Source organism: Bradyrhizobium sp. AUGA SZCCT0182 (genome assembly GCF_018130185.1).
In the GTDB taxonomy this organism is placed as follows: Bacteria; Pseudomonadota; Alphaproteobacteria; order Rhizobiales; family Xanthobacteraceae; genus Bradyrhizobium.
In genome coordinates, this window is the sequence record NZ_JAFCLY010000016.1 from 76,278 (window position 1) to 99,599 (window position 23,322).

General features: G+C 62.4%; 19 protein-coding genes. 1 reads left to right on the plus strand and 18 read right to left on the minus strand.

Annotated elements, in window-relative coordinates:
* Positions 1-3: 3 nt before the first annotated feature.
* From JQ611_RS18520 to JQ611_RS18605, 18 genes are all read right to left on the minus strand, one after another.
* Positions 4-807 carry a xanthine dehydrogenase family protein subunit M gene (locus JQ611_RS18520; protein ID WP_212466201.1) on the minus strand — a complete coding sequence of 268 codons (804 nt, stop codon included), beginning with the start codon at positions 805-807 and terminating at the stop codon, positions 4-6.
* Between the two features lie 11 nt (positions 808-818).
* Positions 819-3,206 (minus strand): xanthine dehydrogenase family protein molybdopterin-binding subunit, encoded by a 2,388-nt coding sequence (locus tag JQ611_RS18525; protein ID WP_212466202.1) that lies wholly within the window; start codon positions 3,204-3,206, stop codon positions 819-821.
* A gap of 2 nt (positions 3,207-3,208) precedes the next feature.
* Positions 3,209-3,697: a (2Fe-2S)-binding protein gene (locus JQ611_RS18530; protein ID WP_212466203.1), complete on the minus strand. Its 489-nt coding sequence runs from the start codon at positions 3,695-3,697 to the stop codon at positions 3,209-3,211.
* Between the two features lie 28 nt (positions 3,698-3,725).
* Complete coding sequence (locus JQ611_RS18535; RefSeq protein WP_212388971.1) at positions 3,726-4,832, minus strand: ABC transporter ATP-binding protein; 1,107 nt, start codon at positions 4,830-4,832, stop codon at positions 3,726-3,728.
* A 10-nt stretch (positions 4,833-4,842) separates the two neighbouring features.
* Entirely contained in the window at positions 4,843-5,709 is an 867-nt protein-coding gene (locus JQ611_RS18540) for an ABC transporter permease (RefSeq protein ID WP_409411282.1), read from the minus strand.
* A 23-nt stretch (positions 5,710-5,732) separates the two neighbouring features.
* Entirely contained in the window at positions 5,733-6,593 is an 861-nt protein-coding gene (locus tag JQ611_RS18545) for an ABC transporter permease (protein ID WP_212263734.1), read from the minus strand.
* Between the two features lie 91 nt (positions 6,594-6,684).
* Positions 6,685-8,031 (minus strand): PotD/PotF family extracellular solute-binding protein, encoded by a 1,347-nt coding sequence (locus JQ611_RS18550; RefSeq protein WP_212466205.1) that lies wholly within the window; start codon positions 8,029-8,031, stop codon positions 6,685-6,687.
* Positions 8,032-8,428: 397 nt separating this feature from the next.
* On the minus strand, positions 8,429-9,595 hold the full coding sequence (locus JQ611_RS18555) for a M20 family metallopeptidase (RefSeq protein WP_249133267.1): 1,167 nt from the start codon (positions 9,593-9,595) through the stop codon (positions 8,429-8,431).
* 100 nt (positions 9,596-9,695) lie between these two features.
* Positions 9,696-11,276: a GMC family oxidoreductase gene (locus tag JQ611_RS18560; RefSeq protein ID WP_212466206.1), complete on the minus strand. Its 1,581-nt coding sequence runs from the start codon at positions 11,274-11,276 to the stop codon at positions 9,696-9,698.
* Between the two features lie 4 nt (positions 11,277-11,280).
* A complete protein-coding gene (locus JQ611_RS18565; RefSeq protein ID WP_212466207.1) occupies positions 11,281-12,843 on the minus strand; it encodes an ABC transporter substrate-binding protein in 1,563 nt (520 codons plus the stop codon).
* Positions 12,844-13,136: 293 nt separating this feature from the next.
* Positions 13,137-14,327, minus strand: coding sequence for a multiple monosaccharide ABC transporter permease (mmsB, locus tag JQ611_RS18570; protein WP_212388977.1), 1,191 nt, complete (start codon positions 14,325-14,327; stop codon positions 13,137-13,139).
* Positions 14,324-15,913, minus strand: a complete 1,590-nt coding sequence (mmsA, locus tag JQ611_RS18575; protein WP_212466208.1) for a multiple monosaccharide ABC transporter ATP-binding protein — start codon at positions 15,911-15,913, stop codon at positions 14,324-14,326. The genes mmsB and mmsA overlap by 4 nt, the downstream gene beginning before the upstream one ends.
* Positions 15,914-15,993: 80 nt before the next feature.
* A complete protein-coding gene (gene chvE / locus JQ611_RS18580) occupies positions 15,994-17,058 on the minus strand; it encodes a multiple monosaccharide ABC transporter substrate-binding protein (RefSeq protein WP_212263729.1) in 1,065 nt (354 codons plus the stop codon).
* A 183-nt stretch (positions 17,059-17,241) separates the two neighbouring features.
* Entirely contained in the window at positions 17,242-18,129 is an 888-nt protein-coding gene (locus JQ611_RS18585; RefSeq protein ID WP_212263728.1) for an SMP-30/gluconolactonase/LRE family protein, read from the minus strand.
* Positions 18,130-18,139: 10 nt separating this feature from the next.
* Positions 18,140-19,165, minus strand: coding sequence for an aldose epimerase family protein (locus JQ611_RS18590; RefSeq protein ID WP_249133282.1), 1,026 nt, complete (start codon positions 19,163-19,165; stop codon positions 18,140-18,142).
* An 82-nt stretch (positions 19,166-19,247) separates the two neighbouring features.
* Positions 19,248-20,177 carry a Gfo/Idh/MocA family protein gene (locus JQ611_RS18595; protein ID WP_212263726.1) on the minus strand — a complete coding sequence of 310 codons (930 nt, stop codon included), beginning with the start codon at positions 20,175-20,177 and terminating at the stop codon, positions 19,248-19,250.
* A gap of 39 nt (positions 20,178-20,216) precedes the next feature.
* Positions 20,217-21,149: a dihydrodipicolinate synthase family protein gene (locus tag JQ611_RS18600; protein WP_212263725.1), complete on the minus strand. Its 933-nt coding sequence runs from the start codon at positions 21,147-21,149 to the stop codon at positions 20,217-20,219.
* A gap of 20 nt (positions 21,150-21,169) precedes the next feature.
* Entirely contained in the window at positions 21,170-21,892 is a 723-nt protein-coding gene (locus tag JQ611_RS18605; RefSeq protein ID WP_212263724.1) for a FadR/GntR family transcriptional regulator, read from the minus strand.
* 466 nt (positions 21,893-22,358) lie between these two features.
* Here JQ611_RS18605 and JQ611_RS18610 point away from each other — a divergent pair, with 466 nt between their 5' ends.
* Positions 22,359-23,315: a tripartite tricarboxylate transporter substrate binding protein gene (locus tag JQ611_RS18610; RefSeq protein ID WP_212263723.1), complete on the plus strand. Its 957-nt coding sequence runs from the start codon at positions 22,359-22,361 to the stop codon at positions 23,313-23,315.
* Positions 23,316-23,322 lie beyond the last annotated feature (7 nt).

Below are 23,322 nucleotides of genomic sequence, written 5' to 3' on the forward strand. Positions count from 1 at the left end.
ACCTCACAACGTCTGGAGAGCGGCCGCTATGGCCTTCTTTGCCATCACAGTCACGAGATGGGCGCGGTATTCCGCATCCGCGTGGATATCGGAGCTGAGGTTTTCCGAACTCACCTTGATGGCGGCGACTGCACCCGGCGTGAACGAGCCTTCGAGCGCAGCTTCCATCGCTCCGACGCGAAACACGCCAGGCCCCGCCCCGGTCACTGCGACCCGGACCTTTCCGGCCTTCTTCGCCGCGCAGACGCCGACGACCGCATAGCGCGACGCCGGGGATTTGAACTTGGCATAGCCGCCGGCCGACGGCACCGGGAAGCGCAACGCGGTGATGATCTCTCCCGGTTCGAGCGCCGTTTCAAACAGCCCGCGAAAGAACGCGTCGGCGGCGATCTCCCGGCGATCGGTCACCACAATCGCATCCAGCGCGAGCACCGCGGCCGGATAGTCGGCCGAGGGATCGTTGTTGGCGACCGAACCGCCGATCGTGCCGCGGTTGCGAACCGCGGGATCGCCGATACCGGCGGCGAGACTGGCCAACAGTGGGATCTTGCCGCGCACCAGTTCTGATTCCGCGACATCGACATGCCTGGTCATCGCGCCGATCGTCAGGACATCGTCCTTGAACGAAATCCCCGACATTTGCGGGATCTTCGACAGGTCGATCAGCGCGGCCGGCGCCGCCAGCCGCTGCTTGATGGTCGGCAGCAATGTCATCCCGCCGGCCAGTGGCATGCTGTCTGCCACACCGCCAAGCAGCGCCGACATCTCGTAAAGCGTGCTCGGCCTGTGAAATGCAAATGATCTCATTTCGACTTCTCCTACTCTGCGGCCTGCGGCATCGCGGCATTCTGAATGACGCGCCAGATCCGGTTCGGCGTCGCCGGCATATCGACATGCATCACGCCAAGATGCGACAAGGCATCGACGACGGAGTTGATGACGGCCGCGGGCGACCCGATGGTGCCGACCTCGCCGCAGCCCTTCACACCCATCGGGGTGTGCGTACACAGCGTGGAATGGGTCTTGATCGTCATGTTCGGCAGATGATCGGCGCGCGGCATGGTGTAGTCCATGAACGATCCTGACAGCAGCTGCCCCGAGACGTCGTCATAGACGGCGTTCTCATAGAGCGCCTGGCCAACGCCTTGAACGATGCCGCCATGCAGCTGGCCCTCGACGATCATCGGGTTGATGACGGTGCCGACGTCGTCGACCGCGGTATATTTCTCCAGCGTCACGATGCCGGTCTCGGGATCGATTTCGACCTCGGCGATGTGACAGCCGCCGGGATAGGTGAAATTGACGGGATCGTAATAGGCCTGCTCCTCCAGCCCGGGTTCGAGGATTTCGAGCGGATAATCGTGCGGCACATAGGCGGCGCCCGCGATTTCCTGAAAAGTCTTGCTGCGGTCGGTACCGGCGACCGAGAAGACACCCGCCTCGAACTGGATATCCTGCTCACTGGCCTCGAGCAGGTGCGCGGCGATCTTCTTGCCCTTAACGACCACCTTGTCGCTGGCCTTCGAGAGCGCGGCGCCGCCGACTACCAGCGAACGCGAGCCATAGGTGCCCATGCCGAATTGCACACGGTCGGTATCGCCGAACACGATGTCGACATTGTCGAAGGCGACCCCGAGCTTTTCCGACACGATCTGCGCGAAGGTGGTCTCGTGCCCCTGCCCGTGATTGTGGGTCCCGATCAGCACGGTCACCTGCCCGGTCGGATGCACACGCACGGTGGCGCTTTCGTAAAGACCGCCGCGGGCGCCGAGCCGGCCGGCAAAGCGTGACGGTGCAAGGCCACAGGCTTCGACATAGGTCGAATAACCCAGCCCGCGGAACTTACCGTCGCGTTCCGACGCCGTCTTGCGTTCCGCAAAGCCGGCGACATCCGCCGCCACGAGAGCGCCTTCGAGGCAGCCCATCGGATCGCCGGAATCATACTCGACCAGAACCGGCGTCTGGTACGGATAGGCTTCCTTTGGGATGATGTTGCGGCGGCGCAATTCGACGCGATCGATGCCCATTTCCTTGGCCGCGACATCCACCAGACGCTCGACCACGAAGGTGGCTTCCGGACGCCCGGCGCCGCGATAGGCGTCGACCGGCACCGTGTTGGTGAAGACCACCTTCACGTTGCAATAGATCGCGGGCGTGGTGTAAACGCCGCCGAGCAATGGACCATAAAGGTTGGTCGGGATGTTGGGGCCGAAGGTGGAGAGATAGCCGCCCATATTGGCCAGCGTGACCACCTTCAGCGCCAGGAATTTTCCGTTCTCGTCGAGCGCGAGTTCAGCCTCGGTGACGTGATCCCTTCCGTGCCGGTCCGAGACAAACCCTTCCGAACGGTCCGCTACCCATTTGACGGGATGGCCGACGCGTTTGGCCGCCCAGGTGATCACGGCCTCCTCGCCGTAATGGAATTGCTTGACGCCAAACCCGCCGCCGACATCAGGCGCCACCACGCGCATTTTCTGCTCGGGAATCTTGAGCACCAGCGCGCTCATCAGGAACCGCACCACGTGCGGAAACTGGCTGGTCGTCCACAGCGTGTAGTGGCCCGTTCCGCCATTATACTCGGCAATCGCCGCGCGCGGCTCCATCGGGTTGCCGATCAGCCGATTGTTGACGAGGCTGAGGCGCGCGACATGCGCGGCCTTCCTGAACGCGGTTGCAACCGCGGCCTTGTCGCCGAGTTCCCAATCGCAGCAGAGATTGTTCGGCACGTCGTCGAACAGTTGCGGCGCGCCAGGGCGAACGGCTTCGAGCACGCCGACGACCGCCGGCAGCACGTCATAGTCGATCACCACCGCTTCCGCCGCCGCGCGCGCGAGTTCCAGCGTATCGGCGATCACGAAGGCGACCATGTCGCCGACGAAGCGCACCTTGCCCTGCGCCAGCATCGGAAACGCCGGCTCCTTCATCGGCAGGCCGTCCGAGCCGTGAATGCCCCAGCCGCACGGCAGCGAACCGAGCCCGTCGGCGGCGACGTCGTCGCCGGTGAGCACGGCCTCGACACCCGGCATTGCCAGCGCCGCCGTCCTGTCGATGCCACGGATGACAGCGTGGCCGTGCTGGGAGCGAATGAACACGCCGAACGTCATGTCAGCGCGCTTGACGTCGGCCACGTAGTTGCCGCGGCCGGTCAGAAACCGGAAATCTTCCTTGCGACGGGGCGCGGCGCCAATTCCGATAATGTTGGACATGGCTATTCTCCGATCGCAGGTGCGTTCATGGCGGCGGCACCGGCCAGCACCGATGCCACGATGTTCTGATAACCAGTGCAGCGGCAGATATTGCCTTCGAGGCCGTGGCGGACTTCAGCCTCCGTCGGCGCCGGGTTCTTCGCGGTCAGCGCCACCGCCGTCATCACCATGCCCGGCGTGCAGAAGCCGCATTGCAGGCCGTGATTTTCATGAAACGCCTGCTGCATCGGATGCAGGGCGTTCGAACCGCCCGGCCCCGACAATCCCTCGATCGTCGTCAGCGTGCCGCCGTCGAGCATCGGTGCAAGCAGAGTGCAGCTCTTCACCGCCTCGCCGTTGAACAGCACGACGCAGGCGCCGCACTGGCTGGTGTCGCATCCGACATGGGTCCCTGTCAGGTTGAGGTTCTCGCGCAGCAATTCGGCGACCAGCGTCGCAGGCTCGACATCGACCGTCCGGGGCCGGCCGTTAAGCGCAAAACTGATTTTCATCTGGCATCTCCGGGGGCTGGGGCTGACATCAGGCAAGAACGCGGGCGCGGCCCGCCGACCAGGTCGCAAGCAGCATATCGCCGACATCGAAGGGATCGCGGAAGAACGTCCGCTCCGGGATGTAGGCGACAAAATCCTCGTCAGGCAACGTGTCGAGCATGACCTTGACGAACGATCCCTGGTACTCGATGGCGACGACGCGGCTCGGCAGCGCCGTCGCGCCATCGCCGAGACCGCCGGCGTCGACCCGCATCAGTTCGATATCGTCGCGCCGCACCGCCAGATCGATCCGGTCGCCGACGGAAAGCCGCGCATCGGCGCACAGCCCGACCTGGATCCCGCTGCGGTTCGGCTGCGACAGCACGACGTGGCCATCGCCGATCTTCTCGACCTTGCCGGACAGCACATTCTGGCCGCCCAGGAATTCCGCGACGTAGCGGTCCCGCGGATAGGCGTAGACGTCGCGCGCCGGCCCCGATTGCTTGATCTTGCCCTTCTCCATCACCACGACGATGTCAGCGAGTGCGATCGCCTCGAGCTGGGTATGGGTAACGTGAATGAAGGTGATGCCGAGTTCGCGCTGCATCCGGCGCAGTTCCTGGCGCATCTGCACCCGAAGCTGCTCGTCCAGCGCCGACAACGGCTCGTCAAGCAACAGCACCCGCGGTTCGGTGATCGCCGCGCGCGCCAGTGCGACGCGCTGCTGTTGTCCACCAGACAGATTGGCCGGCAACCGGTCCGCCAGTTCGGTCAGCCGCACCTTTTCCATCATCAGATCCGCAGCCTTGTAGCGCTCGGCCCTGGATTGGCCGCGCACCCGCAGCGCGAAGGCGATGTTATCGCGTACGTTCAGATGCGGAAACAACGCGTAGGACTGGAACATCATCGCAGTGCGTCGCTCGACCGGCGCCATTCCGGCGACATTCTCGCCGCCGATCACGATCTCGCCCGCGGTCGGATCCTCGTGACCCGCAATCATCCGCAGGATCGTGGTCTTGCCGCAGCCGGAGGGCCCGAGAAAGCAGCAATAGGCGCCGTCGGGAATTTTGAGGTTGACGCCATCGACCACGTTGGTCGCGCCATCGTAACTCTTGCAGAGACCTGCCAATTCGATATCGCCGGCGCCTGCGCGCATTCCCAATTCCTCAGTGCGTTGCCGCGCGCACGCCGCGGCGCTTGTTGATGAAAACAATGGCGGCGATGCAGCCGCCGATGATCGCAAAGGACACGATTGTGGTAACGGTGCCGAGCGCATAGAGCGACGGCGAGGTCACGTTGAGCGTCATGCTCCAGATTTCGAGCGGCAGGGTGTTGAGCGAGCCCGCGGTCTGCAGCGTGCGGGCGAACTCGTCATAGGACAGCGTGAAGCCGAACAACGCGACCGCAACCAGGCCGGGCGCCAGCACCGGGATCACCACCAGGCGGATGGTCTGCCAGCGGGTGGCGCCGAGATCGCGGGCCGCCTCCTCCCACACGCTGTTGAAGCGGGACATCACGGCGAACATCACCAGCACGCCGAACGGCAGCGTCCACGACAGCTGCGCACCCAGCGCGGAGGTGTACCAGCTCGCGTTGATGCCGAGCCACTGAAACAACAGACCGATGCCGAGCCCGAGCACCAGCCCGGGCGCCACCAGACTGCCGATCATCAAATAGAACACGAAGGTGTCGCCGAAGAAACGGCGGCGGAACGCCAGCCCGGCCATCAACGACACGACCAGCGTAATCACCGTGACCAGCGCGGCAAGCTTGATCGAACGGTCGAACGATCCCTTGACGTCGCCGGTGCGCACCTGCGTGAACAGGTCGACGAACCAATGCAGCGAATGGCCCTTCATCGGAAACACCAGCCCGCCGCGGATATCCTGGAACGACAGGATGTAGATGCAGATCATCGGCCCGTAGAGCGCAGCCACATAAAGCGCGAAAACAGCCGCGAGCGCGTAGAACGTCCACGGGCGGCGATCGCCGCGCGCGACGCCGGCGACACGCCGGGTTCTGACCATTGCCATATCAGCCTCGCCGAGAGCGACCGTCATTGCGTGATCTCCCGGCGAATATCGACGACGCGCAGGATCAGGGCGATGACGGCAATCAGAACCACGGTCAGCAGCACCGCGCTGGCAGCGGCGATCGGATACTGCAGCACGCCGACATTCTCGTAGAATGCGCTGACGACGGAAGCCGACCCGCCGCCGGACATCACCTTGACCACAAAGAAGTCGCCCATCACGATCGAAATCACGAAGGTCGATCCCAGCGCGATGCCGCTCTTCGACATCGGGATGATGATGTAGCGCATCACGTCGAGGCGGCTGGCGCCGGCGTCGAGCGCCGCCTCCACCACCCGCTTGTCGATGCGCGCCAGCGAATTGAAGATCGGCACCACCATGAAGATCGTCAGCTGGTGGACATAGGCGATGACGACCGCGAGACCGGAATAGAGCAGCACTTCCAGCGGTTCGCGGATCAGGCCGACGCCAAGCAACGCCGAATTGACGAGTCCTTCCTTTCCGAGCAACGGTATCCAGGAAATCATCCGGATGATATTCGAAGTCCAGAACGGAATCGTGCAGATCAGAAACAGGCCGATCGCGAGCAGCTGGTTCTTGACGTGAAAGACCAGGAAATAGGCGACAAGGAACCCGATGATCAGCGTGAACAGCCAGGTCAGGACCGCGAACTTCAGCGTCGCGACATAGAGATGGAAGGTCTGCGCCGATGTGAGTACGTCAGCGTAGTTTGCCAGCGTGAACGTCGGCAACAACCCGCCAAAACCGTCGGTCTCGAAGAAGCTCGCGACCAGCACGACAAGCGTCGGCAGCAGGAAAAACGGCACCAGCACCAGCATCAGCGGTGTCACGTAAAGCCATGCGCTCAAATTTGGTTGCCGCATCACCTGGCCTGACTGGACTTCATTTCGGATCTTTCGGGACGGCAATTTGAGGTTTGCCGGCGCTCGGGCTGCGCCGGCAGGACCGTTCACCTCAAGCGACCTTGAAATCGTTCCAGCGCTTGTTCATGTAGGCCGCCTCATCCATCAGCGTATTCCAGCAGGAGATGTTCTTGACTCGGTCGAGGAATGAACCGCCGTCCCGCTTGGTGCCGGCCTTCTCCATCGGCACGCCGTAGGGATCGTTGATGACGGAGGGCGCGGGCTTGCCGTCGTACCAGAAGTCCCATTCGGCCGCGGTCAGGAACTTCTTGGCCGTCGATGGCACCGGGCTGTAATAGCCGTAGCGTCCGACAAACCCACCCTGCCAGCCCGAGAGATACCAGTTGAGATAGTCGTAGGCGGCGCCGAGCTTCTTGCCCGACAGATGCTTCATCAGGCCCATGCCGTTGCACCAGCCGCGATAACCTTCCTTGCCGTTCTTGACGTTGACCGGCGCATAAACGCAGGGAATCTCCTTGACGCGCACGGCGGCGACCGCCGGCGACCACATCGACTGGATCACCACCTCACCTGCCGCCATCAACTGCACCGACTGGTCGAAGGTGGTCCAGGTCGCACGGAACTGCCCGGCCTTCTTCAGTTCAATCAGCTTGTTGCAGGTAAAGTCGATCTCCTCCTTGGTCATGTTGCCCTTGTTGCCGTACTTGATCAGGCCGGCGCTCTCGAAACAAAGGGCGGCGTCCATGATGCCGATGGCGGGAACGTCGAGGATGGCGGCCTTGCCCTTGAACTTCGGGTCGATCAGGTCCCTCCACTCGGTAATTTCACGGCCAACGAGATCGGGACGATAGCCGATCGAGTCCGCATTATAGACCTGCGGCAGGAAGGTCGCCCATTCCGTCACGCCGTCGTTCAATTCGGTGGAATTCGGCTTGGCGATATACATCGCCTCATAGGGGGAAATGCCCTGCCGCGGAATCTTGTGGCCGTCGATCTCGCCCTTGGTGAAGATCGGCAGGATGTTGTCGAACTCCTTGATCTTCTTGACTTCGATGCCCTGGATCACGCCGCGCTTGGCGGCGAGCTTGGCCTGCCATCCCTCGAGGTCCGCGATATCCACCGAGTCCGGCTGGCTGATGAAGCGGTTGATCGAAGCCGATGTATCCAGGTTCTGCATCGTGACCTTGAAACCGAGGTCCTTTGCCGCCTGATCGCCGATCGCCTTGACCACCGAGTAGGAGACGCCGACATGCCGGGGCTCGATGTCCTTGATCTCCTGCGCCCAGATCGTCGGGAAGCCGCGAAACGCGTCGGAGCCGACAGCTGCGCCCGCCACAGCCGCACCAGCTTTGAGAAGCGCCCGCCTCGAAAGACCTTTCTTCTTTACCGGAAGTTTGGACGAACCGGCCTTCGCAACGTCCTTGTCGTCATCAAACATCGTTCTCTCCGTTCGCGTTTGGTGGACCAGCCTGCACCCCAACCGGCTCGTTCGTTTGCGCGACCGTGTTGATGATCAACCGTAGCGAGGGAGAAATCCGATTGTAAAATCGGAAGTTAAAATTCCACGTATAAGGACGACTAATGTAGATCGCCGCCTGCTCAATGTGGCAGCAAGCCGATCTATAATTTGACCTTTACTTTGGAGAACGGTGGACGGCCGATGAGCAGATCACGGAGGCTGCCGCCGTCGTTTCGACATCTCATATCGTCGCTTGCGACGTTGACGGTCCAACCAGGATGTCGAAATTCAGGATTGCTACCGTCGTCAGAAACTGAGTTGAACCTTCATGGACGCTCACGGTGCAATGGCGGTCGCGGCCCAAGGAAGCGGCAGATTAATCGACGCCGGTCCTGATAATCGCCAGCGCGAGCGCCTGGGCGCGCGGAACGATGCTGTCGAGCTCGAGATACTCCTGCGCGGTATGGGCTTTGCCGCCAACCGGGCCGACACCGCAAATCGTCGGGGTGCCGACGCTGGCGGTGAAGCCGGAATCGGCGCAACCGCCGGCGAATTCGCCGTCGAGGTTGGGCAGGCCTGCATCCTTCGCCGCCGCGCGGTAGCCATCAAACAGGATTTTCGACGTCTCACTCTGCACCACCGGCAGGAATTCGCCGTTGATGTGCAGCTTCGCCGTCGTGCCCGGCACCGTCGACGTGGCGATAATGGCCTCGATCGCCGCCAGCGTCGTGGCGCGATCGGCGGGATCGATGTAGCGCATGTCGATCTGGCCCTCGGCATACGGCGCAGTGGTGTTGACCGACTGGCCGCCGGCGACCAACCCGACATTGAGGGTGATGCCTTTTGCAAGGTCGGTCAAAGCGTGGATCTGCACGATCTTGTGCGCGAGCTCGCCGATCGCGCTGATGCCTTCGGCAAAATTGCCGCCGGAATGCGCCGCCTTGCCTGATATCTCGAAGCGCATGAACACGCCGCCCTTGCGGCTGGTGACGACGTTGCCGGTCGGCCGGCCGGGCTCGGAATTATACACCGCACGCGCCGCTCGGCCTTCACGTTCGATCACCGGACGCGACGATGGTGAGGCGATCTCCTCGTCGGCGGTGAGCAGCAGCTTGATCGGGCACGGCGCGCCGCCGAATTTGTGGAATGCCGCGGCGACAAAGGCGTTGATCACCAGACCGGCCTTCATGTCGGCGACCCCCGGCCCATACGCCCGGCCGCCGTCGATGGTGAACGGCCGGCGCGCCACCTCGCCCTTGGGAAACACCGTGTCGCGATGGCCCATCAACAAGACAGGCTTTTCGTTGCTGCCCGGCTTCGTCACCAGCGCATGGACGGCATCGCCGAACACGTCATGAGGTTCGCGCCACGCCTCGATACCGTGTGCCGCAAAATGCTGCTCGAATCGTGCGCCCACCGCATCGACGCCCGCTTTGTCATAAGAGCCGGAATCGATATTCACGACGTCGCGCAGCAGATCGATCATGGTTTGCTTTTGCGACGCGATCCATTCGGTGATCTGCGCTTCGGTGCTGGCCGGCATGGCATTTCCTTCGTGGCAATCTATCGAGCTGCATCCGCCTCCCATTTGGAAGAGGAGCGGCTCTCGCTTCTTACAATGTCAATTCTTATAGCGCCAATTCTTATAGCGCCATGGCGGCGGCGTTGTTCGACACGCCCGTCTTCATCATCATGCGGGCAATCGCCTCGCCAATCACCACCGTGGTGAAATGGGTGTTGGCGCGGCAATCGGACGGCATGATCGAGGCGTCCGCCACGCGCAGTGCGGCGATGCCCTTCACGGCGCCATCCGGATTCACGACGCCGTTGGCGTCGTTGAAGCCAGCCATGCGGCAGGAACCGGCCGCATGCTGGATGTCGCCGGTGTCGCGGCGGAGCAGCGCTTCGAGTTCCCCGTTCGGCAACGCCGCGGCCTGCGGCAGCGTCAGGTCGGTATCAATCAGCCGGATCCACTCGGCGATGTCAGCCAGCGCCGGCCGGGTGGTGAGCACGGCCAATCGCTTCACCGCATCGACCATGCGCAGCAGGTCGCGGTCATCGGCTAGCATGTTTTCTTCGACGATCGGATCGATCGACGGGTCGGTCGAAGCCAGCTTCAGATTGCCGCGCGAATAGGCGTTGAACAGCCCCGCACCGATCGCACCGGGGTTGCCGATGCCGCGATGGTTGAAAGCGATCAAGATCATGTCGCGCTTGCCGCCATCCGCCAGCCCGGACGAATACGTCACACAGCAATTGGTATGACGCGTATCAGGGTCCGTCGGCTGGAATTCGTCACGCAGCTTGATGGTAGCACGAAACAGCGGATGGTCGAAGAAGTGCCTGCCGACCGGCAGGTCGCGCTCGACCGCGATGCCCATCGCCTTCAGTTCGTCGGCCGGGCCGATGCCCGAACGTAGCAATATCGCCGGGCTATGGATGGCGCCGGCGCACAGCACGATCTCGCGCGCCTTGATCTCGGAGCTGCCCTGCCCTTCGATGTGAACCAGCACGCCGGTGGCCTGGCCGTCCGTGATCAGGAGCCGATCGACCAGCGCATGCCCGCGGATTTCCAGATTGGCGCGCCCGCGCGCCGGCTCCAGATAGGCTTCATTGGTGGTGATACGGCGGCTGTCGCGGCTGTTGATCGGATAGCAGGCGACGCCCTCGCCATCCGGTCCGTTGAGATCGGCGCACCACGGATATCCCGATGCCAGCGCGGCGTCGCGCAGCCCGCGATCGATCGGCCCCCATTTCTCCGGCGGCGCGCGATAGACGGGCAACGGTCCGCCGCGGCCATGACCTGCGCGGTCGCCGAACTCGAAATCATCCTCGATGACCGAAAACAGCGGCATGACCTCTTTTGCGGACCAGCCGGTGCAGCCACCAGCCGCCCATTCGTCGAACGCGTCAGCCACACCGCGGATGGCGATCTGGCCGTTCATCATCGAACTGCCGCCGAGGCCCTTGCCGCGCCAATAGAAGCGCGCTTCCTGCCCCGCCACCCGGCGCGTCAGCAGGTTAGGCCACTGCCATTTCTCCTGATATTCGCGCATATGAATGATTGGAATCGGATTTGGCGTCCGGACCTCCCAGGGCGCCTCATCGGCGCGCCAGTCGAGGCCAGCTTCCAGCAGCAGCACGCGCCTGGTGCCATCCTCGGAGAGCCGGGCGGCAACCGCGGCGCCGGCAGAACCGCCGCCGACTACAATGACGTCATACATGGCGTTACTTCTCGATGCTCCAGAAGATCGGAATGGCGGACGGTATCAAACCGCGCAGATTGGCGCGATAGGCGGCCGGCTGAGCGAACTGTCCCCACGGAATGCCGGGTGCCTGATCATACATCACGGTCTGGATCTCGGAAGCAATCTTCTTGCGATCCTCCTCGGCGGGAGCCTTGGCAAAGGCGTCCAGCAGCGGAGTGATGCGCGGATCGCACTGCCAGCCCGTGAAGTCGGCGCAGTTGAACGCCACCATGACGTTGGTCAAAGGTGACGCCAGATCGAAGCCGCCGGCGTGAACGCCATAAACGCTCCAACCTTCCTTCTTGGTGCGACGGGCAAGCACCGAGGCCCAATCCATCACCTGCAGATCGACATTGAAGCCGGCCTGCTTCAACTTCTCTGCAAGGACCTGCGCCGAAATGCGCGGCGCCTCGAGGTCGCTGGCCTGCATCACGATCACAGGCTCGCCGGCATATTTCGTCGCCTTGAGCGCCGCGCGCGCCGCCTCGACGGAAGGATTCGCGGCTGCTTCGGTTCCGGCCTTGCTGTCATAGGTGGTGCCGCAAGTAAAGAATGTTGCGCAAGGTGTGGCGTATTTGGCATCGAGCCCCAACCCGTCCATCACCTCGCGCTGATCGACCAGCTTCCACAGTACGCGCCGGATCGCCGGATCGTCGAACGGCTTCTGCGTGGCGTTCAGGCGATAGGCGCCGGCAAACATGTTGCCGCCGGTGAAGTTGACGACCTTCACGCGGGCGTTCTTTTCCAGAACCGGCAGCAGGTCGAACGGCGCGTATTGCATGTAATCAACTTCGCCGGTCTGCAGCGCCGACGCCGCGGTGGATCCGTCCGGAATGACGCGAATTTCCAGCGTGTCGATGTTGACGCGCTTGCCGCCGGCCAGGAAGTCGGCAGGTTCGGAACGCGGCACATAATCGGCGAACTTCTTCAAGATCATGCGGTCGCCGCTGCGATGATCGGCCTTGCTGTAGACGAACGGCCCGGAACCGACGATTTCGGTGATGCGTTGATCGGCCGGCGTCTTGGCCACCCGCTCCGGCATCATGAAGGCAACAGGGCTGACGGGATTGCCGAGCGCGTCGATCACGAGGCCGGAGGGCTCTTTCAGCGTCAGCACAAAAGTCCTGGCATCACTTGGCTCGAGCGACGCGGCGATGGCGAAGATTCGCCGGCCAAGCGCGTTGCGCTGTCCCCAGCGGCGCAGCGATGCGACGCAATCCGCTGCCGTGACTGGCTGGCCGTCATGCCATTTCAGGCCGTCACGCAGCGTGAAGGTGTAAACTAGGCCATCAGGCGAAACCTTCCAGTCCTGCACCATCTGCGGCTTGATCTCACCCTTGGTGTCCTTTGCGAACAGGGTGTCGAACACCATGAACCCGAAGGTCCGCGAGATATAGGCCGGCGTAAAATGCGGATCGAGCGTGGCGATTTCCGCTTCCAGCACCGCGACAAGATTGCCGCCAGCATAGGACGGCGTAATCGCCGGAGCCGCGCCGAGCGCGAGCGAAAACGTGGCAGCGATGAAAGCCTTCAATTTGAACATGGATGCCTTTTTTTGGGTTCGTGAGGAGAGTCTGCGAGGCTTCGGAAGCCGAGAAACGCACCCCCGCAAGCAGGTGCTTAATCAAGCAATGTCCGTGCCGTGTGGGGCGCGCTGCTCATGTCGCAACGACTACCTGCCGTGCATTTGCCGAGGCCTCGGAGCACCGGTTGTGACGTTGGTCCCGGCACGTCGCCTTCGAGAATGAAGCGATCGCAGACGTATCCGCGCCGCAACTACGGCCGCGCGCGCATGCCGGATCGCCGGCTGATTGAGGAATTGGATTGCTTCGCGCCTCAGCGTCGCTGGTTATAAACGTCAAGACATACCGCGCCCAGCAACACGAGGCCCTTGATCACCTGCTGGTAGTCGATCCCGATGCCGAGGATCGACATGCCATTGTTCATCACCCCCATGATCAGCGCGCCGATCACGGCGCCGGCGACTCGCCCGACACCGCCATAGGCCGAGGCCCCGCCGATGAAGCAGGCGGCGATCACGTCGAGCTCGAAGCCGACCCCGGCCTTTGGTGTCGCGGTGTTGAGCCTTGCGGCGAACACCAGGCCGGCGAGCGCGGCCAGCACACCCATGTTGACGAAGGTGAGGAAGGTCAGCCGCTCGGTCTTGATGCCTGATAGTTTTGCGGCCTTCTCATTGCCCCCTACCGCATAGATCTGCCGCCCGATCGTGGTGCGCGCGGTGATGAAGCCGTAGAGCGCGATCAGGGCGATCATGATCACGAGCACGTTGGGCAGTCCGCGATGCGAGGCGATCAGATAGGTGAAATAGACGATCACGCCGAACAGAACGATGTTCTTGAACACGAAGAAGCCGGTCGGCTCGACCTCGACACCGTGGCTTGCGCGCCGGGCGCGGGTGGTGACGCCGACATATACCAGGCCAAGCGCCAGCACGGCGCCGATCAGGAGTGAGGTGGGGTTGAGCGAGCCGGCGCCGGGAAACAGTTCAGGAATGAAGCCGGAGGAGAGTTTCTGGAAGGTCGGTGAAAACGGGCCAACCGATTGACCTTGTAACACCGCCAGCGCCAGCCCCTTGAACACCAGCATGCCGGCCAGCGTGACGATGAAGGACGGAATCTTGAAATAGGCTACCCAATAGCCCTGCGCCGCGCCGATTAGCCCACCGAGCGCGAGGCAAATGATCGCGGCTGGAATGAAATGCATGCCGTAACGTACCATCAGCACCGCGGCGATCGCGCCGATGAAGCCCGCGACCGATCCGACCGACAGATCGATGTGCCCGGTGACGATGACCAGCAGCATGCCGAGCGCCATGATCACGATATAGCTGTTCTGCAGCACCAGATTGGTGAGGTTGAGCGGGCGCAGCAGCGTGCCGTCGGTGACGACCTCGAAGAACAGCATGATCGCGAACAGCGACAGCAACATGCCGTATTCGCGCAAATTGGCCTTGAGAAAGCCCGCATGCTTGCGCGCCTCGGGAAGCATCACGGTGTTATCGCTCATGGATGCGCCTCTCCCAATAGCTTCTCTTCCAGTTTTCGTTCCAGGTCTCTGTCGACCAGTTGTTCGCCCTTGCGCACGATGACCCGCATGATTTTTTCCTGTGTCGCCTCGGCGCGATCGAACTCGCCGACAAAGGCCCCACCGTTCATGACGCAGATGCGGTCACAGATCCCGAGCAGTTCCGGCATTTCCGACGAGATCACGATGACCGCCTTGCCGGCATCGGCCAGCTCATTGATGATGCAATAGATCTCGTATTTGGCGCCGATGTCGATACCTCGGGTCGGCTCGTCCAGGATCAGAATTTCCGGGTCGGTGAACAACCATTTCGACAGCACCACCTTTTGCTGGTTGCCGCCGGACAGGTTGCCGGACGTTTGATAGACATCGGAACAGCGGATGCGCATGCGGTTGCGATACTCGCTCGCCACCTGCAACTCCTTGATGTCGTCGATGACGCGGCGGGCTGCGACACTATCGAGATTGGCAAGCGTGATGTTCTTGCGCACGTCTTCAGCGAGCAGCAGGCCGAGCTGCTTGCGGTCCTCGGTGACGTAGGCCAGACCGGCGTCGATGGCGCGGCTCACGGTCGAGAGGTCGATCTCGCGACCATGCAGCAAGGCGCGGCCCGTGATGTTGCGGCCCCAGGAGCGGCCGAACAGGCTCATGGCGAATTCGGTGCGGCCTGCGCCCATCAAACCGGCGATGCCGACGATCTCGCCACGACGAACCTGGAAGTCCACATTCTTGATGACCTGCCGATCGGCATGCTGGGGATGATAGACCGACCAGTTCTCGACCTTGAACACCACCTCGCCTATCGCAGGCTCCCGCTTGGGGAAACGATGCTCCAGATCTCGGTCCACCATCTTGCGGATGATACGATCTTCCTCGACCGCACCTAGCTCACAATCCAGCGTATCGACTGTACGGCCATCGCGCAGCACCGTAATGCGGTCCGCGACGCGAGCCACCTCGTTGAGCTTGTGCGAGATCAGGACCGCGGACATGCCATGGGAGCGGAACTCGAGCAGAAGGTCCAGCAGCGCCGCGCTGTCGCTTTCGTTGAGGCTGGCGGTCGGCTCGTCGAGAATCAGAAGGCGCACTTCCTTGGACAGCGCCTTGGCGATCTCAACCAGTTGCTGCTTGCCGACGCCGATGTCGGTGACCAGCGTGTCCGGCGCCTCATTGAGCCCCACTTTCGCCAGCAGCTGCTGCGACCGGCGGTAGACCGCGTCGCGATCGATCACGCCGAACCGCGACGGCGGGCTGGCAATGAAGATATTCTCCGCGATCGAGAGCAGCGGGATCAACGCAAGCTCCTGATGAATGATGATGATGCCGAGCGCCTCGGAATCGTTGATGTCGCGGAAGTGGCGCTCCTCGCCGTCATAGACGATGCTGCCGTCATAGCTGCCATGGGGATAGACGCCGCTCAGCACCTTCATCAAGGTCGACTTGCCGGCGCCGTTCTCGCCCACCAGCGCGTGTATCTCGCCCTGCCTTACCGTGAAATTGACGTCGTCGAGCGCCTTCACGCCGGCAAAGGCTTTGCTGATACCGCGCATTTCAAGCAATGTGGCCATTCAAGTTCCCTGGAAGATGCGGGAAGGCATGGATGGCCGGGGCATATGTTCCCCGGCCATCCGCTTCATTACAGCTCGCCTCAGTTGATTTGCGCCTTCTTGTAATAACCGCCGTCGATCAGGATTTTTTCCCAATTGGTCTTGTCGACGACGACAGGCTTGAGCAGGAAGGACGGCACGACCTTGACGCCATTCTTGTAGGTGGTGGTGTCGTTGACAGTTACGGTCTTGCCGCTCAACGCCGCGTCCACCATGTCGGCGGTGACCTTGGCAAGGTCACGGGTATCCTTGAAGATCGTGGAGTATTGCTCGCCGCGCAGCATCGATTTGATGGAAGGCACTTCGGCGTCCTGACCGCTCACGATCGGCATCGGCATATTGCCGCTACCGTAGCCGACGCCCTTGAGCGACGACAGGATGCCGATCGAAAGGCCGTCATAGGGCGAAAGCACCGCGTCGACCCGCTTGGTGGTGTAGAACGCGCTGAGCAGATTATCCATCCGGGCCTGCGCCGTGGCGCCGTCCCAGCGCAGCGTCGAAACCTTGTCCATTCCCATCTGCTTGCTCACGACCACGAGCTTGCCGCTGTCGATATAGGGCTGCAGCACAGACATCGCGCCGTTGTAGAAGAAATAGGCGTTGTTGTCGTCGGGTGAGCCGCCGAACAGCTCGATGTTGAACGGGCCCTTGCCTTCCTTCAGCTTCAGCCCTCCCTCGATCGACTGCGCCTGCTGCACGCCGACCTGGAAATTGTCGAACGTCGCGTAATAGTCGACGTTGGGCGTGTCGCGGATCAGCCGGTCATAGGCGATCACGGTGATGCCCTTGTCCTTGGCCTGCTTGAGCACATCGGACAGGGTGGTGCCGTCGATCGAAGCGATCACCAGTACCTTGGCGCCCTTGGTCACCATGTTCTCGATCTGGGAGAGCTGGTTCGGAATATCGTCTTCGGCGTATTGCAGGTCGGTATTGTAACCGCGCTCCTTCAACACCTTGACGATATTGTTGCCGTCATCGATCCAGCGCGCCGAAGCCTTGGTGGGCATGGCGATGCCGACAGTGGGCTTGGTTTGCGCGAGCGCGGGTTCCGCAAGGGCGACCGCGCCGAGCAGGATGGCCGATAGAGCAGATTTGAGTAGTTTCATGTTTCACTCCCAGGTGTTGAACGTTAATCGCCGCGTTATCAGCGGTTTGCTTTTGGCGCCGGTAACGTATCGGCGCATCATTGGGGAACGTCAGGCCGGCAGAGACGTGAACGGATGATCGGTCACACCTTGTGGTTCCGCAAGTACATGCAGCGCTCATGCGCCGTATTGTTAAGCGACCCGTCATGTCGAACCGAGCCTGATGCGAGGTTCCGGTCGCCCCCGTGCGCCGACGTCGAGAACGAAGGTTTGGCCGTGGTGCGGGTCGGCAGCCCTGGCATGCTCGTCCATGCCCTCCCAGGCCGTGGTGACCAGCAGCGAAGCGAAATTCCGGCCGACAAAGACCGGGCAACTCGGCTGCTTCGCCGGAATCCTGATGGTGCGGACCCGATCGCCTGCCGGGGTGTAGACATCGATGCAGGATCCGCCCCAGCGCGCATTCCAGATCAACCCTTCAGCATCGACCACGGCGCCATCCAGGCTGCCTACCCCGCCGCTGGCATCATAGAGTGTCTCGGGATTTCCGGTCGGCAGCGCATTCGCCGGATCGACGGCGACACGGTAAAGGACGCCCTTGCTGGTATCGGTGAAATAGGCCGTGGCGCCATCGGGCGAAAAGCAGATGGCGTTCGGGATGGTAATGCCGGCATAGAGCTGACGCAGCTCGCCGCGGTAAAAACGATAGATCGCGCCGGCTCCCTTCTCTGCGGTGCGGCCCATGGTCCCGATCCAGAGCGCGCCGCAGGGATGAACGCGTCCATCGTTGGAGCGGGTTGCCGCATTGTCCGCTTCGAGCGGCATATGAAGCGTGAGGCGGCCATCCGCGATGTCGCGGACATAGAGACCATGTTCTGTCGCAAGCAATTGGCGCTGGTCATCGATGAATGCCAGCACACTGGCCATCAGCGGAAGCGCATGCGAAATGACCGCGCCGGATGCAAGGTCGGCCTGAAACAATTTGCGTTCGATGATATCGAACCACCATGCGGTGTCGGTCGCCGCATCATAGGTGCAGCCCTCGCCGAGATGGCAATGCCAATCGCTCAGGATGCTGGTGCCGACTTCTTCCACGCGAGCTCCCCTAGTCCTCAACGACTTGATTGACGGAAAATCGATACAGCGACGTATGACGATAGGTCTGCCCGGGATCGAGCCGCGCCGATGGAAAATCGGGACGGTTTGGCGTGTCGGGATAGACCTGCGGTTCGAGGCAGAGCGCGTCATACTGCCGGTGAACGCGGCCATACTTGCCGGTCACGGACCCGTCGAGAAAATTGCCGGAATAGAACTGGACGCCCGGCTGGTTGGTCCATAGTTCGAGAACCCGGCCCGACTTTGGCTCTTCCACGCGGGCGGCAAAGCGCGGCTCCGTGGTCGCGCCGCCGGGAAGACAGAAATTGTGGTCGTAGCCTTGCCGGATCTGAACCTGCTCGGCCGCATCGCGCAGGCGAGCGCCGACAGGACAGGATTTCCGAAAATCAAACGGCGTTGCATCGACCTTGCCGGGCGCGCCCAACGGAATCCCGACGGCGCTGATCGGCAGATATGCGTCCGCCGCGATCGTCAGATGATGATCGAGCACGCCGCCATTGGAATCGACGCCCGCCAGATTGAAAAAACTGTGGTTGGTCAGATTGACGATGGTCGGCTTGTCGGTCACCCCTGAGAATTCAAGCGCGAGCTCGCTGCCACCGGAAATGCGATAGGTGATCTCGGTTTTCAGCGTGCCGGGATAGCCTTCCTCGCCATCCGGACTGACATAGGACAGCGTGACGAACGGCGCCGGGTCTTCACCCATTGCCGTGATGGTCCATGGTTTGCGATCGAAGCCTGATAACCCGCCATGCAGCGCGTTGGCTCCGTCATTGGTGGGCAGCTGAAAGCGTTCGCCATCGAGTTCGAACGTGCCGCCCGCGATCCGGTTGGCATAGCGCCCGACGGTGGCGCCGAGGAACCGCCGAACCGCGAGATAGCCTGCAAGATCATCGCGGCCGAGGACCACATCGGCAAGGCACCCGGCCCGGTCAGGCGCGAAGATCGACTGCAGCGCCGCGCCATAGGTGATGAGACGCACCTCAAAACCATTGTCACCGCGCAGCCGCACCATTTCGATCGCGGTGCCGTCCGGAAGATGCCCGAATATCTCGCGAGCAACCTTCGCCGTCTGTGATGGGCCTGACTGCGTCACGTCACACCTCGATGAATGGTTCGACGTCGCGGCGCCGGCCGAGCATGAAGGCATCGGCGACATGGATCAACGGCGACAGATCGACATCGGACACACCGCTTGCGATCAGTTCGACGAAGCGCCGATAGATGCCGCGATATTCCGCCTGCTTTTCGTCAACCAGGATATGGCCATCATGCGAGAGATGGCTGCCGCCGGAAGAGAGCGTCAACCGCCCGGCGTCGGTCTCGACCCGGATGTCCCAGGTCTGGGGGCCGGTCTGGCGCCAGTCGAATTCCGCCCTGATCGGAATCCCCGTCTCGTCCGAAAAGACGAGATCGGCCGCGATCGGCGCCGCGCGATTGCGCGGGAAGGACAACTCGGCCTCGGTCAGAAAGAACGGCCGCGGCAGGATGCGGGTCAGGATCGAGAGCGCGTTGATGCCGGGATCGAACACGCCAAGTCCGCCCGGCTGCCAGATCCAGGCCTGACCGGGATGCCAGACCCTGACATCCTCCTTCCATTCGACGACCACCGATTTGATCTGGCGGCCGGCGAGGAAGGCGCGCCCGGGTTCGACGGCCGGCGCAAAACGCGAATGCCAGGTTGCAAACAGCGTTCGCCCGGTTTTCCTGGCCGCAGCGACCAGCGGATCGAGTTCACTGACGGTGGCGCCCGGCGGCTTCTCGAGCAGCACATGCTTGCCGGCCTTCAGCGCAGCCGCCGCCTGCGCGTGGCGCACCTGGGGCGGCGTGCAGAGCGCAACGGCATCGATGTCGAGTCTGGCGTCGAGTAGTTCGTCAAGCGTCGCAAAATGCACGATCCCGTCGATCGAAGCATTGCGGCTGGCGATCGCGGCAAGTTCGATGCCGTCGGTGTCTGATATCGCCGGGATATGCTGATCCCTAGCGATCTTGCCGAGGCCGACGATGGCAATGCGAATGGTGGTCACGTCAATTCTTCTCGACGTTCGAGGAACGATGTCAGCGGCTCACTTGCCCCAGCGCAGCACTAGCGGATTCAGCGGGCGCGCGATTTCGATCAGCCCAGCCCGAACGGCCGGATGCAGCGGCTGCAGCGGAAGCCGGACGGTTTCGTGCCGGATGACGCCGCCTTCCTTCATCAGCGCCTTGCAGGCGATCAGGCCGCACTGGCGGTTTTCATAGTTGATCAGCGGCAGCCAGCGTTCATAGGCCGCAACCGCTTCGGCGCGTCGGCCGGCGAAATACGGATCAGTGATCTGGCGAATGCCGTCGGGATAACCTCCACCGGTCATGGCGCCAGTCGCACCGGCATCGAGGTCGGCCATCAGCGTGATCGCCTCCTCGCCGTCCCAGGGACCCTCGATCGCCGTGCCGCCGAGCGCGATCAACTCGCGCAGCTTGGCGGCGGCCTGAGGCGTCTCGATCTTGAAATAGGCGATGTTCTCGAGCTCCCGCGCCATGCGGGCGAGAAAGGCCGCCGACAGCGCCGTACCGGCGACCGGCGCATCCTGGATCATGATCGGAATCGAGATCGCATCCGAAACAGTGCGGAAAAACTCATAGATGGCGTTTTCCCCGACCCGGATGGTCGCGCCATGATAAGGCGGCATCACCATCACCATCGCGGCGCCGGCCTGCTGGGCCCGCCGCGAACGTTCAGCACAGATGTGCGAAGCAAAATGCGTGGTCGTGACGATGACGGGGACGCGTCCCGCGACGTGCTTCAACACGGCATCGAGCACCGTGTCGCGCTCGGCATCGGTCAGCACGAACTGCTCGGAGAAGTTGGCGAGGATGCACAGTCCCTGCGAGCCGGCATCGATTATGCAATCGACGGCACGTTTCTGGCCGTCGAGATCGAGCCGGCCGTCGCCGTCGAACACCGTGGGGACGACCGGAAATACGCCTTTATAAGGCCGCGCGACGGTGGAACCTGCCATGACCATTCTCCGCGTTCGCCTTAACCAGCCGCGCCGTGGCGGCGCAGGCCGTTGAAGATGACTTCCTTCATCGCCGCGGAAGCCGCCTCGGCATTCCGCTCGGCGATTGCGTCGACAATTCGTTCGTGGGCTGCGATGGTGATTTCGCGCTCTTGCTCTTCGGTCGGCGCGCTCAGCCGAAACGACGCGCGCAATGCCGCCTCGATCACGGCGCCGATCGATCGCATGAACGGGTTGGCCGAACTGGTCGCGATGTCGAGGTGCAGCCGAAGATCGGCGTCAGCAAATTCAATTGAATCAGAAGCGAAGCTGCGCATCCTGGCGATGCTGTCGCGCAGGTGAGCGATCGCATCATCCGCCCGTCGCTCGGCGGCGAGAGCTGCGGCATGCGGCTCGACGGCGAGGCGAATGTCGGCGAGATCGCGAAGAAACCGCTTGTCGATCCCGGCTTCGAGGTGCCAGCCGAGCACATCGGAATCGAACATGTTCCAGGCCGAACGTTCCCTGACCCGCGTGCCGACGCCCGCCTTGGAAGTCAGCAATCCCTTGGCGGACAACGTCTTGACGCTTTCACGCAATACGGTGCGCGAAACGTCGAACATGGCAGTCAGCTCCGCATCGCGCGGCAGACTGGCGCCTTCCGGATAGCGGCCGACAATGATGTCGATCCCGATCGTCCGGGTCACTTCCACCTGGCTGAAATGACCGCGGCCCGGCGCAATCACGACCCGGTCGGACCTCATGGCGGGTCTTTCAGAGTCATGGCTGGTTTCGCTCCCTGATCGTTGCGGACCGTCCTGCCTCTTCGGGCAAGCTCAAATCTGGCGCGATCTCCCATGCCACAACCCTCAAGCCTTGTATAGCATATTGTCATATTAGTATGACTTTCTTTCGGTCGACCATTTTGTGTCCTTCGGCCCCCTCGTCGCGGCTGTGCTCAAGGGGCTGCGCAGTTGGCGCCACAGCATGTCAACAGTTTCCATATCGTGGATATGAACTGGCAACTGTAGACACTACGTCAGCGAACCGGTATGAACGGCGACCTGCGGGCAACCGCATCGTCGGTCGAAAAAAGCGTTTCGAGCGCCGCGCCGGACACCTGGCGCAACCGACGTCTTCAGCCAAAACACTGCGCGCCGTTGCATTTTTTCACGGCCAACCGGCTTTCATCGCCCGAGGGAATCGACAGTGGACATTTGGAGCAGATCCATGCGCCGTACCGTGCTGGCGTTCGCAACGCTTCTTGCCGTGTGTGGCGTCGCAACGGCGGAAACATACCCCTCACGTCGGATCACTGTGATCGTGCCGTTCGGCGCGGGCAGCGGCACGGATGGCGTGGCCCGAATTGTCACCCAACGGCTCTCCGAAATGCTCAAGACGACCATCGTGGTGGAGAACCGCCCCGGCGCGAGCGGCGCGATCGGTGCGGTCGCGACCGCGCGTTCCGCGCCGGACGGCTATACGCTGATGTTCGGCGGATCATCCACGCATGCCGCCAACCCCAGCCTGCTTAAGTCCATCCAGTATTCTCCCAAGGACGACTTCGCGCCCGTCTCCCGTGTCGGCCTGTTCCCCTACATCCTCGTCGTCAATCCCGGGATCGAGGCCAAAAACGTCGGCGAACTGATCGCGCTTGCAAAGCAGAAGCCCGGCTCGATGTCGTTTGCTTATTCAAATGCGCTGGGCCAGCTTGCCGGTGAAATGTTCAAACGGCGCGCCGGTATCGATATCCAGGCCGTGCCGTACAAGAGCAGCCCGGAAGCCATAACGGACGTCATCGCCGGTCGCGTTTCCCTGATGTTCAACGATGTAACTTCTACCCTGCCCCTGGCGCGGTCGGGTCAACTTCGCGCACTTGTGACCATCACGAAGGACCGCACGACGCTGCTATCCGAATTGCCCACCATCCAGGAGCAGGGACTTGATTTCGGCAATCTCTCCGCATGGACCGGGGTGTTCGCGCCCAAGGGCACGCCGCCGGAGGTGGTCGAAAAGCTGGCGGAGTCGCTGCGCGAAATCCTGGCTGAACCCGCGGTCCGCCAGCGCCTCGCCGAAATCGGCTTCGAAGCGCAGTGGCTCCCGCCGAAGCCATTCGCCGAACACGTCGCCACCGATATCGAGCGATGGGCAACACTCACCAAGGAAGCGGGCATCGTGCCTCAGTGAGGCTGAC